The sequence below is a fragment of the Pseudomonas sp. S1(2024) genome, assembly GCF_046557535.1.
Genome location: NZ_JBKGFP010000003.1, coordinates 13,479 through 27,715 on the forward strand (window position 1 = coordinate 13,479; position 14,237 = coordinate 27,715).

General features: G+C 64.2%; 14 protein-coding genes. 4 read left to right on the forward strand and 10 right to left on the reverse strand.

Going from position 1 to position 14,237, the window contains the following annotated elements:
- Position 1: 1 nt before the first annotated feature.
- The 4 genes from ACLCGK_RS03985 to ACLCGK_RS04000 are packed head-to-tail and all read right to left on the reverse strand — an operon-like array spanning position 2 to position 5,375.
- Positions 2 to 1,450: a GspE/PulE family protein gene (locus tag ACLCGK_RS03985; RefSeq protein WP_410951362.1), complete on the reverse strand. Its 1,449-nt coding sequence runs from the start codon at positions 1,448 to 1,450 to the stop codon at positions 2 to 4.
- Positions 1,450 to 3,213, reverse strand: coding sequence for a type II secretion system secretin GspD (gene gspD, locus ACLCGK_RS03990; RefSeq protein ID WP_410951318.1), 1,764 nt, complete (start codon positions 3,211 to 3,213; stop codon positions 1,450 to 1,452). The genes ACLCGK_RS03985 and gspD overlap by 1 nt, the downstream gene beginning before the upstream one ends.
- Before the next feature lie 3 nt (positions 3,214 to 3,216).
- On the reverse strand, positions 3,217 to 3,735 hold the full coding sequence (locus tag ACLCGK_RS03995) for a pilus assembly protein PilZ (RefSeq protein ID WP_410951363.1): 519 nt from the start codon (positions 3,733 to 3,735) through the stop codon (positions 3,217 to 3,219).
- Positions 3,735 to 5,375, reverse strand: a complete 1,641-nt coding sequence (locus tag ACLCGK_RS04000; RefSeq protein ID WP_410951319.1) for a lipoprotein UxpA — start codon at positions 5,373 to 5,375, stop codon at positions 3,735 to 3,737. Before ACLCGK_RS04000 ends, ACLCGK_RS03995 begins: the two co-directional genes overlap by 1 nt.
- Before the next feature lie 223 nt (positions 5,376 to 5,598).
- Between ACLCGK_RS04000 and ACLCGK_RS04005 the strand changes: the two genes are divergently transcribed.
- Positions 5,599 to 7,674, forward strand: coding sequence for a PhoX family protein (locus ACLCGK_RS04005; protein WP_410951320.1), 2,076 nt, complete (start codon positions 5,599 to 5,601; stop codon positions 7,672 to 7,674).
- A 210-nt stretch (positions 7,675 to 7,884) separates the two neighbouring features.
- On the opposite strand, the gene ACLCGK_RS04010 is transcribed toward ACLCGK_RS04005, so the two are convergent.
- The gene (locus ACLCGK_RS04010) at positions 7,885 to 8,652 is read right to left on the reverse strand and encodes an RHS repeat-associated core domain-containing protein (RefSeq protein WP_410951321.1); all 768 of its coding nucleotides are present in this window, start codon (positions 8,650 to 8,652) and stop codon (positions 7,885 to 7,887) included.
- 188 nt (positions 8,653 to 8,840) lie between these two features.
- Entirely contained in the window at positions 8,841 to 9,806 is a 966-nt protein-coding gene (gspK, locus tag ACLCGK_RS04015; RefSeq protein WP_410951322.1) for a type II secretion system minor pseudopilin GspK, read from the reverse strand.
- A 144-nt stretch (positions 9,807 to 9,950) separates the two neighbouring features.
- Between gspK and tatA the strand changes: the two genes are divergently transcribed.
- The 3 genes from tatA to tatC are packed head-to-tail and all read left to right on the forward strand — an operon-like array spanning position 9,951 to position 11,220.
- Positions 9,951 to 10,184 carry a twin-arginine translocase TatA/TatE family subunit gene (tatA, locus tag ACLCGK_RS04020; RefSeq protein ID WP_013971163.1) on the forward strand — a complete coding sequence of 78 codons (234 nt, stop codon included), beginning with the start codon at positions 9,951 to 9,953 and terminating at the stop codon, positions 10,182 to 10,184.
- Positions 10,184 to 10,489, forward strand: coding sequence for a Sec-independent protein translocase protein TatB (gene tatB / locus ACLCGK_RS04025; protein ID WP_410951323.1), 306 nt, complete (start codon positions 10,184 to 10,186; stop codon positions 10,487 to 10,489). Before tatA ends, tatB begins: the two co-directional genes overlap by 1 nt.
- Positions 10,486 to 11,220 carry a twin-arginine translocase subunit TatC gene (gene tatC, locus ACLCGK_RS04030; protein ID WP_410951324.1) on the forward strand — a complete coding sequence of 245 codons (735 nt, stop codon included), beginning with the start codon at positions 10,486 to 10,488 and terminating at the stop codon, positions 11,218 to 11,220. The genes tatB and tatC overlap by 4 nt, the downstream gene beginning before the upstream one ends.
- Positions 11,221 to 11,250: 30 nt before the next feature.
- Here tatC and ACLCGK_RS04035 read toward each other — a convergent pair whose 3' ends face one another.
- The 4 genes from ACLCGK_RS04035 to ACLCGK_RS04050 are packed head-to-tail and all read right to left on the reverse strand — an operon-like array spanning position 11,251 to position 14,234.
- The gene (locus ACLCGK_RS04035) at positions 11,251 to 11,841 is read right to left on the reverse strand and encodes an acyl-homoserine-lactone synthase (protein WP_410951325.1); all 591 of its coding nucleotides are present in this window, start codon (positions 11,839 to 11,841) and stop codon (positions 11,251 to 11,253) included.
- On the reverse strand, positions 11,829 to 12,722 hold the full coding sequence (locus ACLCGK_RS04040; RefSeq protein WP_410951326.1) for an alpha/beta fold hydrolase: 894 nt from the start codon (positions 12,720 to 12,722) through the stop codon (positions 11,829 to 11,831). Before ACLCGK_RS04040 ends, ACLCGK_RS04035 begins: the two co-directional genes overlap by 13 nt.
- Positions 12,709 to 13,617 carry a DMT family transporter gene (locus tag ACLCGK_RS04045; RefSeq protein ID WP_410951327.1) on the reverse strand — a complete coding sequence of 303 codons (909 nt, stop codon included), beginning with the start codon at positions 13,615 to 13,617 and terminating at the stop codon, positions 12,709 to 12,711. The genes ACLCGK_RS04040 and ACLCGK_RS04045 overlap by 14 nt, the downstream gene beginning before the upstream one ends.
- Before the next feature lie 5 nt (positions 13,618 to 13,622).
- Complete coding sequence (locus ACLCGK_RS04050) at positions 13,623 to 14,234, reverse strand: NAD(P)H-dependent oxidoreductase (RefSeq protein ID WP_410951328.1); 612 nt, start codon at positions 14,232 to 14,234, stop codon at positions 13,623 to 13,625.
- Positions 14,235 to 14,237 lie beyond the last annotated feature (3 nt).

Sequence of the window (14,237 nt, forward strand, 5' to 3'; positions counted from 1 at the left end):
CTCAGCCCTGCACCACGCGTAGTACTTCGGCCAGGCTGGTCTCGCCACGGGCCAGGCAGTCACTGGCCATCGCCACCAGGCTCTGCCGGCGCTCGGCCAGGTAGTCCTGCATGGCCAGTTCACTGGCGCCGTCGTACAACAGGCCGATCAGCCCGGCATCCAGCTCGATGAACTCATACAGGCCCAGGCGCCCGACATACCCGCTGCCCTGGCACTGCTCGCAGCCCACCGCGTGGTAGCTGCTGCCCAGCGCCGCCAGCTCGGGCCACAGGTCGCGTTCCGCCGGCTGCAGCGGGTGCGCCACGGCGCAACTGCACAAGCGCCGCACCAGGCGCTGGGCCAGTACGCCGCGCAGGCACGAGGCGATCAGGAACGGTTCGATGCCCATGTCGCGCAGGCGGGTCACCGCGCCCACCGCACTGTTGGTGTGCAGCGTGGACAACACCAGGTGGCCGGTGAGGCTGGCCTGTACGGCGATCTGCGCGGTCTCCTGGTCACGGATTTCGCCGAGCATGATCACGTCCGGGTCCTGGCGCAGGATGGCGCGCAGGCCGCTGGCAAAGGTCAGCCCGGCACGCGGGTTGATGGCAGTCTGGCCGATGCCGGCGATAGCGTATTCCACCGGGTCCTCGACCGTGAGGATGTTGCGGCTGCCGTCGTTGAGGCTGTTGAGGCTGGCATACAGGGTCGTGGTCTTGCCCGAACCGGTCGGCCCCGTGGACAGCACTATGCCGTTGGGCCGTGCCAGGCAACTGCGCAGGCCCTGCAACACCGCCGCCGGCATGCCCAGGTTGCCCAGCGCCAGCAGGTTGGCCTGCTTGTCGAGCACGCGCATCACCACCCGTTCGCCGTGGATGCCGGGCAGTGTCGAGACCCGCACATCCACTTCGCGCCCCGCCGCACGCAGGGTGATACGGCCATCCTGAGGCTGGCGCTTTTCGGCGATGTCCAGACGGGCCATGACCTTGATCCGCGACACCAGCATGGCCGACAACGCACGCGGTGGGCGCAACACTTCGCGCAGGTGGCCATCGACGCGCAAGCGCACCACCAGGCTCTGCTCGAAGGTTTCTATGTGAATGTCCGAAGCGCGCAGGCGCAGGGCCTGGCCGAACAGGCCGTTGATCAGGCGGATTACCGGGGCTTCGTCGTCGCTTTCCAGCAGGTCCTCGATGCGCGGCATTTCGCTCATCAGGCTGTCCAGGTCGACCTGGTCGCCGATGCCTTCGATCAGCGCCTCGGTGGCGGCATCGCCGGCCTGGTACAGCTGGCCGAGGCGTTCGTCGAACAGTGCAGGCTCCAGGTATTCGAGCAGGCTGGGCTGGCCGTGCACGCGCAGCAGCTCCTGCAATTGGGCGCTGTCGGCGTCATGCCGCAACCATAGCTGCCAGCCCTGCTCCGCAGGGGCCATGACCACCCCGCTCTGCCGTGCCTGGCGATAAGGCAGCATCACCAGTCACCGCCTTCCAGCCGTGCGCGGCTGGAGGGGAACACCTGCAACAGCGGCGTAGCGTTTTGCGCATCCGCCAGGTCGGGCAACTGCAGCGGCGTGGTCTGCTGCAAGGTGCGGTACTTGTCTTCGCTGAGCCCGGCCAGGCTCGGCCCATCACGCAGGATGCGCGGGCGGATGAACACCATCAGGTTCTGCTTGGTGTTCTTCGTGGCGTCGGAGCGGAACAGCCGGCCCAGGTAAGGGATATCGCCAAGCAGCGGCACACGCTGGTCGCTGGTGCTCAGTTCGTCGCTGATCAGGCCGCCGAGGATCACCAGGCCGTTGTCCTCGACCATGACCTTGGTCTTAATCTCGCGCTTGTTGGTGATCACGTCGCTGGCAGCCGTGGTGTCGGCAATCGACGACACTTCCTGGACGATGTCCAGGCGCACGCTGTTGTCGACGTTGATCTGCGGCTTGATGCGCAGCTTCACCCCGACTTCCTTGCGCTCGATGGTCTGGTACGGGTTGGCGTTGTTCTGCGTCACCGATCCGGTGACGAAGGGCACTTCCTGGCCGACCAGGATCGACGCCTCGGCGTTGTCCAGGGTCAGCAGGGTGGGCGTGGACAGCAGGTTGAAGCCGCTCTTGCCCTTCAGCGCGTTAACCAGCATGGCGAAGTTGAAGCCGCCGCCGAAATGGCCGATACCCGCCATGGCGCCGGTGGTGCTGGACAGCAAATCGCCAAGGGCCTCGTTGTCGCCGCTGGCAGCGGCCCCGGCGATGCTGGCGATGTTTACCCCGTTGCTACCGAAGTTGACGATGCCGGCACCGAACTTCTCGTCAGCGAACAGCCACTGCACACCCAGTTCCTGGGCGCTGCTGTCGGACACCTCGGCGATGATCGCTTCGACTACTACCTGGGCACGGCGGATGTCCAGCTGCTCGACGATGGCGCGGTAAGCGGCCAGCTCGCTGTCGGGGCCGACCATGACCACGGCGTTGGTGCCTTCTTCGTACTCCAGGCGGATGCCCGAACCCCCGGCGACAGGCACTACGGGCCTTTCCTTGCCCTCTGCTTCGCCCGCACCTTCAGAGGGCGCCATGCCTTCCTGGCTGAGCCCGCGCAACACCTTGACCACTTCACCAGCATTGGCATGGCGCAGGTAGATGACCTGGGTACTGCCACTGCCTGGTACGTCCTGGGGGCGGTCGAGCTGGCGCAGCAAGCTGGCGATACGTTCCAGGTTGCTGCGCCAGTCGGTAACTACCAACTGGTGCGCTGCCGGATAAGGTGTGATCACACCGACCCGTGGGTCGATCAGGGGCTTGAGAATGCCCAGCACCTGCTCGCTGGCGGCGTTACGCACATTGAATACCCGCGTAGCCACACTGTCGCTGCCTTCCCCCTGCTGCCCTCCCGCCTCCACCGGCACAGGCTCCAGGCGAGCGGCCTGGTCGGGAACGATCTTCACGCTGCCGTTGGGCAGGTCGACAGTGGCGTAGCCCTGGGCGCGCAGCTGGGCCAGAAAGATGTCGTAGATGGCATCGGCGTCGTGCAGGTCGACGGTGCGCACGGTGACCTTGCCCTTGACCCGGGGGTCGACGATGAAGGTGGTGCCGGTGATGCGCGACACGCTGTCGATGAACTCGCCCAGTTCGGTGTCGACGAAGTTCACCTCGTACATCGGCGTACCGTTGTCGTCGAACACCGGCTCTTCAGCACAAGCCATGGACAGGGCCAGGCTCAGTGCGGCCGCCACGCAATATCTAACAGGCATCGTTCATCCTTGCCGCTTGAAGCCGGTCACGGCGGGGCGTGGCGGCCAGGGCAGGCGTTCACGCCGCCCCTGGTTGTTGAAAATCAGGCCATCGCTGTCGATGTCCTGCAGCACGATCCCTGGCGCCAGGCGCTGGCCGCGGGCCAAGGTGCGCACCTGCTCGCCATAGCGCAGCACCACCACGCTGGAGGCCAGCGGCTGGGCCTTGAGGCCACCCAGGTATTGCAACGGCAGGCGGGTGATGGCGATGGCACCGTCGTCGACGGGTACCTGCCAATGGCCAACCATCAAGCCAGGCAGCGGCTTGTCGGGCGCGGCGGGCGCAGTGGCCGGTTGCGGGGGGGGGGGGGGGGGGGGGGAGGCAGGGGGGGGGAAGAAAGACACAAGAAGGGGGGCAGGAAACAACCGCGCGGCGGGCGCAGTGGCCGGTTGCGGCTGGCGGCCCAGTTGCAGCACGCACTGGGCCGCCAGCCAGCCGACCAGGGTCAGGCCAGCGCCAGTCAGCAGGCGCGAGGCGAGCATCACGAGGCCAGTTGCCTTGGGTGCCAGCCCGGGTGCCCCTGCACGTAGCGCACTTCGGGCAGTTGCAGCGGCGCCAGTTGCCAGTCGGTCGCCTGGCGGGCGAGCCAGGCTTCGACCCGTTGCCACAGCGGCTCGCCAGCCTGGTTTTCGAATTGCAGGCCAAAGGTGCGGCACAGGCCCTGCACCGGCTCCAGGCCACTGATGCGCTTGCCTTGCGGGCTGTAGCTGACACGCCAGGCCTGGCCCTGCCAGCGCGGCAGGTCCTGGCTGTTGTCCAGCAGCAGCGGGTCGCCGAACAGTTGCTCCGCGGCGTTTTCCAGCACTTGTTCGACCTGCCGGGCCGGCGCTTCGACCACCGGTGCCGGGTAGCCACCGGTGAGGCTGATCAGGTGTTCGCGGGTAATGGCCGCCCCGGCGGGCAGCGGGTAGTCATAGCGCAGGCCCGGCAGCAGTGCCGGCATGCTGCTGTCGTCGGCCAGGGCCTGATGCAGCAGGCGGTCCCAGCTGCCGCCTCGGGTGTCGCGGCGCCACAGCGCCTGGGGCGCGCGGGCCAGCGGTTGGTCGAGCCAGGCCGCGTGGCCGGCGCGCTGCTGGCGCAGTTCTGCCTGTAATGCCCCGATACGCTGCTGCGCGGCGGGTGCCAGCTGGTGCTCAAAGGCTGGGAAGAAACGCCCGTCGAACTGCCACAACCCGGCCACGCGCTGGCAGCGCAGGCGGAAGGCGCCGCTGCCCCGGCAACCGGCGAACAGCACCGGCACGCGGCGGCCGCTGGCCTGGCTCACCTGGACCGGCGCCGGCCACAGGTCCTGGCCGCGGGCGCACAGCAACACGTCGATCTGCGGCACCCGCTCGGCCAGCCACAGGCCCGGCCCGGTACCGACATCGGCCATGGCTACCACCAAGTCAGCATCGCGCCGCGCCTGTTCGAACACCGGCTGCAATGACTGGTACCACTGTTTAAGGGAGGCTTTCTGGTCCTGGGCGTAGGGGTCGGTCACGCCGACCACAGCAATACGTGCACCGCCACGTTCGAAGACGTGCAAGGCTTCCAGGCCCAAAGCCCGGCGTTGCGTGTCTGCCAGCCCGGCGCCCAGGGTAACGGTGCCAGCCTGGCGATACAGCGCCGGGCTGCGCTGTGGCCACAGCACGCGCTCGTCGCTGCTGACCCGCGCTTCGCTGCCCAGCAGCTGGCTGCCCTGCAGGCCGCTTTCGCCCTGGGTCAGGTAGGCCAGGCCACTGCCATTCCAGCCCTGGCCGTTCTCCAGGGTCAGGCTGTTGCCCGCCCCAGCCTCACCGCGCAGCTGCTCGAGCAACGCCGCCAGCACCGCATAGCCGCCCAGTTGGGCAGATGCAGCCTGGCTGGCATCGAGCAATGGCGCCAGTTGCGGGTAGGCGATGCTGGCACTGCTGCCGGTCATCCATGGGGCGCGGCCCAGGTGGCTGACCGGCCCCAGGCGGGTGGCCGGCACCACGGCCTGGCCAGGCTGGCGGGCATCGAGGGTGTCGGCCACGTACAGCAGGTCGAAGCTGGCATTGCCGCCCTGCTGCCCAGGAAGGGCGGAGCAGGCGCCGAGCAACGGTGCCAAGGCACCGATACCCATCCAGCTGATCACTTCGCGCCTGTGCACACTGCTTGCCATCGAACCCGCCATCCTTATCCATGTTCATTCAGGGCACCGGATGTTGCGGCGTTGGCATTACAGTTTGATGGCAGAAATCCGACAGCCATTCCAAATTGATCTGTAGAGCACGCTTCTAAGAGCGAGTTGTTTTAAAACCCCTTTAACATTTCTGCCAATGAATCATCATATTTGCGCACTAAAGTCGCGGTTCCTCCAACTCAGCCAACATAAGGACACCCTGATGAGTCGAGATACCGGCGACAACCTGGACCGGAACCAAAGCGGCAACCTGCCGATGGCCAGCGTCATGGACGCCTACCTGAGCCGCCGCAGCGTGATGCGCGGCAGCCTGGGCGCCGCCATCGCCATGATTGCCGGTACCGGCCTGACAGGCTGCTTCGACGGTGGTGGTTCCGACCACGATGACCCGGTCACCGAACCGCCAGTGACCGAGCCCCCCGTGACTGAGCCGGAAGTGCCGAAACTGGCACTGGGCTTCCAGTCCATTCCGGGCTCGCGCACCGACGCCTGCGTGGTAGCCGCCGGTTACAGCGCCTATGTGCTGGCGCCCTGGGGCACGCCGATCAACAGCAACGGCAACCCGTGGAAATCCGACGGCAGCAACACCTCGACCGACCAGGCCAACGCCATGGGCATGCACCATGACGGCATGCACTTCTTCCCCATCAACGGCAGCTCCGAAGACGGCCTGCTGGCGATCAACTTCGAGTACATCGACACCGCCGCCCTGCACCCGGCCGGCCCGACCACCGATGTGAACGGCAAGCGCCCGGTCGAGGAAGTGCGCAAGGAAATCAACGCCCATGGTGCCGGCGTGGTGCGCCTGCAGAAAATCGGCGGCCGCTGGCAGGTGGTCGACAACGACCCGCTCAACCGCCGCTTCACTACCGCCTCGCGCATGGAAATAACCGGCCCCCTGCGCGGCACCGATCACGTGAAGACCAAGTATTCGCCGGACGGCACCCACTGCCGCGGCACCAACAACAACTGCGGCAACGGCTACACCCCCTGGGGTACCTACTTGACCTGTGAAGAGAACTGGCCAGGCATCTTCGTCAACAAAGGTACCCGCCCTGAAGACCAGCGCCGCATTGGCGTGGGCACCTCCAGCGGCCAGTACAAGTGGGAAACCGCAGCCGGTGACAGCAGCGAAGTGGCAGATGAGTTCGCCCGTTTCGACGTCACCGTAAAAGGCGCCAGCGCTACCGACGACTACCGCAACGAAGCCAGCACCTACGGCTACATCGTCGAGATCGATCCGTACAACAGCGCCACACTGGCCACCAAGCGCACCGCGCTGGGCCGCTTCCGCCACGAAGGTTGCTGCCCGGGCCTGGCGGTCGCCGGCAAACCGCTGGTGTGGTACATGGGTGACGACTCGAACAACGAGTACCTGTACAAGTGGGTGTCCACCGCGGTGTGGGACGCCGCCGATGCCAACCCGGCCGACCGCCTGGCCACCGGTGCCAAGTACCTCGACCAAGGCAAGTTGTACGTCGCCCGCTTCAATGCCGACGGCACCGGTGTATGGCTGCTGCTGGACGTAGGCACCGCCACCACTGGCGGCAGTACCCTGGGCGCACTGTATGGCGACCTGCCGGGCATCATCCTCAACACCCGTGGTGCTGGCGATGCCGTGGGCGCAACGCCGATGGACCGCCCGGAATGGACCACGGTCAACCCGCTCAATGGCGACGTGTACCTGACCCTGACCAACAACAGCGCGCGCACGCCGGAAAAGGTCGATGCAGCCAACCCACGCGGCCCGAACCGTCACGGCCACATCATCCGCTGGCACGACAGCGATGACCAGCTGAGCTTCACCTGGGACATCTTCGTGTTCGGCGCCAACGCTGCCGGCACTGCCGACATCAACCGCTCCGGCCTGACCGAACTGAACCAGTTCGCCAGCCCGGATGGCATGAGCTTCGATAGCCGTGGCGTGTTGTGGTTCGAGACCGACAACGGCGAGAGCACCGTGACCGACTACACCAACGACCAGCTGCTGGCAGTGATCCCCACCAACCTGGTGGATGCCAGCGGCAAGCAGGTGCCGGTGAACGCGCAGAACCAGGTGGACCTGCGCCGCTTCTTCGTCGGGCCGAATGGCTGCGAGGTGACCGGCATCACCTTTACCCCGGACAACAAGACGCTGTTCGTCAACATCCAGCACCCGGATAACTGGCCGTATACCGACAAGGCCACCGATGCCACCCCGGCAGGTGCCACGGTAAGGCCGCGGGCTGCGACCGTGGTGATCCAGCGTATCGATGGCGGGGAGATCGGCACCGCCTGATTGATCTGCGCACGGGGGCCGCTTTTGCGGCCCTATCGCGACACAAGGCCGCTCCTACAAGGAATCGCATTCCCCTGGAGGAGCGGCCTTGTGTCGCGATGGGCTGCAAAGCAGCCCCGGCCACCTTACCAGACTATTGGATTTGAGCCACGCACCCGCACTTGCTGCGCAGTACCCGGGGAACTGCCCAATCACCGGCAAACCATTTCCTCAGAAGTGGAACCAGCTGAGTGCGTCAACACCAAGTCGACTACGGATTTGGTCTGCGTGCTCTCTGATATTGGACATGGCTCGCTCATAATCTAAACGTAGTTCGGTGCCTTCTGCCAAATATGAAAGATTCTGACTAAAGGTTTGTTCGTATCTATTCATGTCAATAAGTTGCTGATACAGAGACTCTGCCTGATCGAGGTCAAGTAGCTGTGGTCCCGCAGCTTCATGGCGGGGCGGAGTTCGACCCCCGTTGCCCGATGGCAGCTGTTGATCTGTACTAACTGCTGGTGCACGACGGTTAGCCAGATACTCTGTACCCGGCTGAGCCATAGGGTTTCTCAGTGTTTGCGTAACAGCTTGTGTGGGCATTTGTTGCCGCTGTAGTCTGGCACGTAGTGCCTCCACACGCTGTTCTGCAGTCTGCCGCTGAGCGTCTTGGTCCCCTGCCCTTCGCGGTTGCTTCAATAGCGTTCGCGGTACTCTACGCAGACCGCTTAGATCCGCGTGACCACTTGGATCCGACCCCATGACTGGATTTCCAGAGCAATAGCTATAAGCATTTCGTCCGCCTGCACCAAAAGGACTCCAGCCATCAGGTGAAAGAAATCGCCTCAGGGCTGGGCTGTAAGCCCGATAACCATTGCCTAGCAGGTAGGTGCCGGAACGGCAGTCTTCTCGCTCACCATTGTAGCCAAGCATGAATGCCGAGCTAGCTTGGTTTGGGTGGTGCCCGTAAGGGCAATAGGCACGCAGAGCTACTGACACAAGGTTTGGCCTCGCAAGACGGCGAGCTGAAAGTTTTGGTCTTTCCGAGGCAAGGCGCAACTAGCAAGACTATCAGTACACGCGGCTGGTTTCAGCTCACGATCACAGGTCCTGAATACCGTGCAATTCCCGTATGTGGCTGGCTTGCCGGCGATTGGGCTGCAGAGCAGCCCCGGCTATTTCAAGCCTTACCAGGCTATCGGCTCGCGGCTACGCACCCGCACTTGCTGCGCCGGTACCCGGGCATGCCATTGCACCACCCCCAATGCCTCCACCTGGAACTCGCTGCGTATCACCCGCCCCTCCTCCGCGAACGACAGTTGCAACAGGAAATACCCGCTGTTCAGCAGCAGCCCTTCGCTCAAGCGCTCGAAGGTTTCGTCATCCACCGCCCCCAGAGCCTGGCGTAGCGCAGTTGCATCCACATACCCCGACGCCGGCCGGCCGCTGATGATGCGGCTGAGCAACGAGCGCGGATAACGCCCTTCATACAGCGCTTCCAGCAACGGCAGATGCTCCAGCCCCAAGGCATTGGCATTCAGCCGCCAGCCGGTGGTCTGCGGCAAGGCGCACAGCATCGGGTAACGGCTTTGGCGGCTGGGGTCCGGCTCCAGTAGCAGGTTCAGCTCGCTGGTATCGAGCATTGGCTGGTTGGCCGCCAGGCGCGGTGGTTGCTGGCGCAGGTACTGGGCGCTCTCGGCGCCCTGCAGGCGGGCATCGCTGTCGGCATCCAGCCAGTCGGCCAGGGCATCGACCAGGCGCTCGGCAGCCATGTCGCCGCCCAGCAGGTAACGCAACTGGCGCTCAGCACGCTCGCCGTCAGCGCCGAGCAGCGCATTCACGTTGAAACAGGTGTGCTGGTCGCGCACCCGCAACTGCGCCTGACCAGCGCCAAAATCGTAGCTCAGCGGCTGCCCGCGCAGGGCCTGCCAGAACAGCGGGCTCAGCCGCCAGGCCGGGTCACGCAGGGCCTGTTCGGCGTAGGCCAGGCCAGCCTGCTCCATCGCTCGCGCCTGAACCCGCTGGTGCAACAGGCGCACCTCATCGACCTGGCGCCGGCCGTCTTCCACCAGCCAGGCCATGCCCGCCGCCAGCATCGCCAGCACCACCATCACCATCAGCAGGGCCGCGCCCTGCTGTTGCCTGCCACCCATCCGTGCGTGCCTCCCTCGCTGAACAAAACGCCAGTCAACACGTCCGGTGTTGCAGGTAGATGGCAGTGACCGTTCGTCATGTGTACGTCATCTGCACGAGGCAGGATTGTCTTTCCTTTTCATGACCTTACAGGAGTGGTCGCAATGGGTGGCATTGGAATCTGGCAACTGGTGATCGTACTGCTGATCGTATTCCTGCTGTTTGGTACCAAGCGCCTCAAGGGCCTGGGTAGCGATGTGGGCGAGGCGATCCAGGGTTTTCGCAAGTCCATGGGCGGTGACACTGACGCCACTCCCCCAGCGCATACGCAGGTGCAGCAACAGTGCCCGCTGACCGGTCAGGGCACGCAGCAACCGCAAGCGGACCGTCAGCCCTGATGTTCGAGGTAGGCTTCAGCGAGTTGCTGCTGGTCGGCATCGTCGCGCTGTTGGTTTTAGGCCCGGAGCGCCTACCGGTGGCGGCACGCACCCTCGGGCGCGGCCTGGGCCAGGCGCGCAGGGCCATGCACGCCCTGCGCACGCAGGTGGAGCGGGAGATCGAACTGCCCGCTGTCGAGCTACCCAATCTCGACAGTGCGCCTTTGCAGCGCCTGGAACAGGAGATCCGCCAAGGCATCAGCCTGAAAACGGAGCCGGCCAATGATGCGGCCACGGTCGCTCCCCCCAAGGAAAACCTTTCATGAGCATTGCCATGGACCCGGCGGCGAGCATGCCGCTGACCGAACACCTGCGCGACCTGCGCAAACGCCTGGTGCGTTGCCTGGCGCTGGTGGCGCTGGTGTTCGCCGGCCTGTTCCCCTTCGCCCAGACGCTGTACACGCTGATCTCCGAACCGCTGCGGCGTTTCTTGCCGGAAGGCGCGAGCATGATCGCCACCAGCGTCACTTCGCCGTTCCTGACGCCGTTCAAGCTGACTGCGATGTGCGCAGTGTTTATCGCCATGCCACTACTGCTGCACCAGGCCTGGGGCTTTCTGGCGCCAGGGCTGTACCGCCGTGAACGGCGCATTGCCCTACCGTTGCTGGTATCGAGCATCGTGCTGTTCTACGCCGGCATGGCCTTCGCCTTCTTCCTGGTGTTCCCGATGATGTTCGGCTTCTTTGCCAGCGTTACACCAGAGGGCGTGGCGATGATGACCGATATCAGCCAGTACCTGGACTTTATCCTGGCGCTGTTTCTGGCGTTCGGGCTGGCGTTCGAGATCCCGGTAGCGACGTTTATCGTGGTCTGGGTGGGGTTGGCCGATGTGGCCTCGTTGCGGCGCAGCAGGCCCTACGTGATCGTGGGGTGCTTTGTGGTGGGGATGATATTGACGCCGCCGGATGTGTTTTCGCAGACGATGCTGGCGGTGCCGATGTGGGTACTGTTCGAGGTAGGGTTGCTGGCGTGCACCGGGCTGCTCACAAAACGCTGACAGCTGCGGGCACGCTACAGGTTTACCACCTCAGCATGACCGCCGTTGCGCCGCCAGTGCGCGGGGGCGCCTGCCAATGTCGATCCAGAACGGCACGACAGGCAGATCATCCACCAACTGCGGCTGAGAAATTATCCGGGTAGTGACCCCCATTCGCCTGAGCAAGCGTTCATTGCCCGGCGCACTGAACGCGATCAGGCGCCTGGCCCCCAGTTCGTGCGCCACGCCAATGACTTTACGCATGAACCACGTGGTGTCATGCCAGCACGGAGCCGACTGCGCGCGGTGCATCAATGAGCGCCGGCTTGAGAAGCGTGACAACTCCCAGACCCGTCTGGAGGATGGCAGTGGCGTGTCTCCCATCAACTGCGGAAAGACCTCGCCCAACAAGAACGGGCGATCCGTTGGAATCAGGCGCGCGCATCCTACAATTTCCCTGCTGGCATCCCGTGCAAGCACGTATACGGTATCTGGGCGATCGAACTGGTCCACCTCCTCGCCTTTGGCGCAGGGCAAAGCCCACCCCATCTGCTCGATGAACACTTCATAACGGTACCGTGTCAGCGCCGAGAATACTGTGGGGCACATCTGCCCGCGGTTACCCGCGATCACTTCGAGCATCGGCTTGCCTCCAGCACGCACGGTCCCATGAAGCGTGTGATGGCCGCTACTACCTCGCTGCCGCGCTCCAGGTATGGCACATGCCCGGTGCCCTCGATCACCTGGCTGCTGGCGTCAGGTAACGCGCGTAACAGCGACTCCAGCACTGCAATGGAAAACACCTGGTCGTCGCTTCCCCAGATCACCAGTGTCCTGCAGGCAATGTTCGGTAACTGGCCAACCAGTATGTCCAGCCCTTCGTGTCGGGTATCGGCTACAACTTTCTGCAACGTCGTGTAGCGGGCGCGGCCGCTGGCGGCGAGTGCCCTTGCAATCCGGCCGGTCACCTGAGGCGGCCGGACAAACAGCAAGCGCCAGAAACGCTGCATCTCCTCGACTGAACGGTAACCAAAGTTGCCGTCCTGGCCGTCACGCAGACTGGCCTGGAACACCGGCCCCAACACTGCCTCACCCAGCCCGGACGGAGCCAGGAGTACCAGCCGCTCGACACGTTGCGGTTTCCTGGCAGCATAAAGCGCTGCCACACAGCCGCCCAACGAACTGCCAATCAAAACGACAGGGCGTGCCGACAGCCGATCAAGCAGGCTTGCAAGTTCGGTCAGCATTGCCTGCGGCCCCAGACTCTGGTCGGCCAGACAAGTGGACTGGCCATGCCCTGGCAAGTCAATGAACAGGCAATGGTGCTTGCGGGCGAGCTGATAAACCTCTGGGCCCCATTGATCCTTGCTTGCCCCCAGGCCATGCAGAAACACCAGGCTCGGCCCCTCCTGCCGCGTACTTTCCAGGTAGGCCAGGCGACCTTGGCGCCTGGGTTTCAGGGCAAAGCGCCAGCGATTGAGGCAGCGCAGACCGGCCAGCAGCGCACGATCAACGACGTTCATCGACCGCCTCCCGCCCTGTGCTATCTGTAACCGCCAGGTTATTACGGCTTGGCAGCCGCAACTGGCACAGTGCAACCCCCAGCAAGGTCAGCACGGCCCCGAGCAACAGGCGAGGCCCGAAGCCCTCGGCAAGCAGCGCCTGGCTTACAGCGATGGCAAAGACTGGCACCAGCAGCAGATACGGCGTCAACTGTTGCATGCTGTTGCGCCCCAGCAGCCAGAACCACAAGCCGAACCCCAGCAAACCACCACTCAGCGCCGTGTAGACCATGGCCAACCAGGCCTGAGTGCTCGCATTGGCTACCGCTGACCACTGGTCCCCTTCCTGGACCAAAGACCAGACCAGTAATTGTGGCGCTGCGACCACTGCCGTCCAGGCACTGAGTGCCAGCGGGTCCAGCGGCCCCATGCGCTTGGTCAATACAGACCCGGTGGCAAACGCCAATGCCGCCAGCGCCACCAGCAACATGCCGGTCAGGGTGCCTGAAGGGGCATCACTGACGAGCAACACCAGCACCCCGAAGAATGCCAGGGTGATACCGGCTACCACCTTGAGCTTCAAAGCCTCACCGAGCAGGAGGCAGGCCAGGATCAAGGTGAATGGTGTGGCCAACTGGTAGATGATCGCTGAAGTCGAAGCATCGACCCGAGCGATGCCGCAATACAGCAAGCCAAAATGCAGCGTACCCGTCACCGTTGCAACCAATGTCATCGAGACCATTTGCGTGCGCTTGCAGCGTCGCAGGAACGGAAAAAGAAACAGCGCCATGATCGCGTAACGCATGGCGAGCATGAGGATCGGTGGCAACTCGGCGCCGCCGATCTTGACTGCAGTGACTTGCGCGCCCCAGAGGAAGGCGACCAGCAGGGCAAGCATGGAATCTTTCAATGACATGGCGATCATCCCTTCAGGAATTGTATCGGGCGAACCACGCCTGGCACTTTGACCTGCGGGCGCCAGGTGGAGTTGAGCCTGTTGTAGTGTTCAAGAAGCCGGTCAAGGGTTTCGCAGAGCGCCTGTTCGGCTTCTGGGTCATGTGCAAGCTGGGTCTGGAAGCAAGGTGGGAACCCCGAACCGACCAGGATCATCTTGTTCAGCAGTACGTTTAGGACAACCTGTGAGAACACTGCCGTATGGCCATAACGGCGTCCGACGACGGCAATGGCGGCAAGCTTGTCCCGCAAGGGGCGATTCCGGGGGCGCATGAAGCCGTACCCCACGCGCTCGAGAAAGGCCTGAAAACGGCTGTTGAGGCCATAGGCATGCATGACCGGCACGTACAGCAATGCGTCCGCACGGTCCAGCCGCGCCACCAGCTGCCCGACATCATCGGGTACGGCACAGTCCTCGAGAGAGCAGGCGTTATCCGCATCGCAATAGTCGATGCGATAATCCTTCAACCAGATTTCATCGACCTCGGCCCCCTCGCCCAGGTGGCGGCGCACAAGTGCCACCACCCGTGCACTGACACCACAAGGCCGGCTTGACCCGACTATGACGGCCAGTTTCATCAC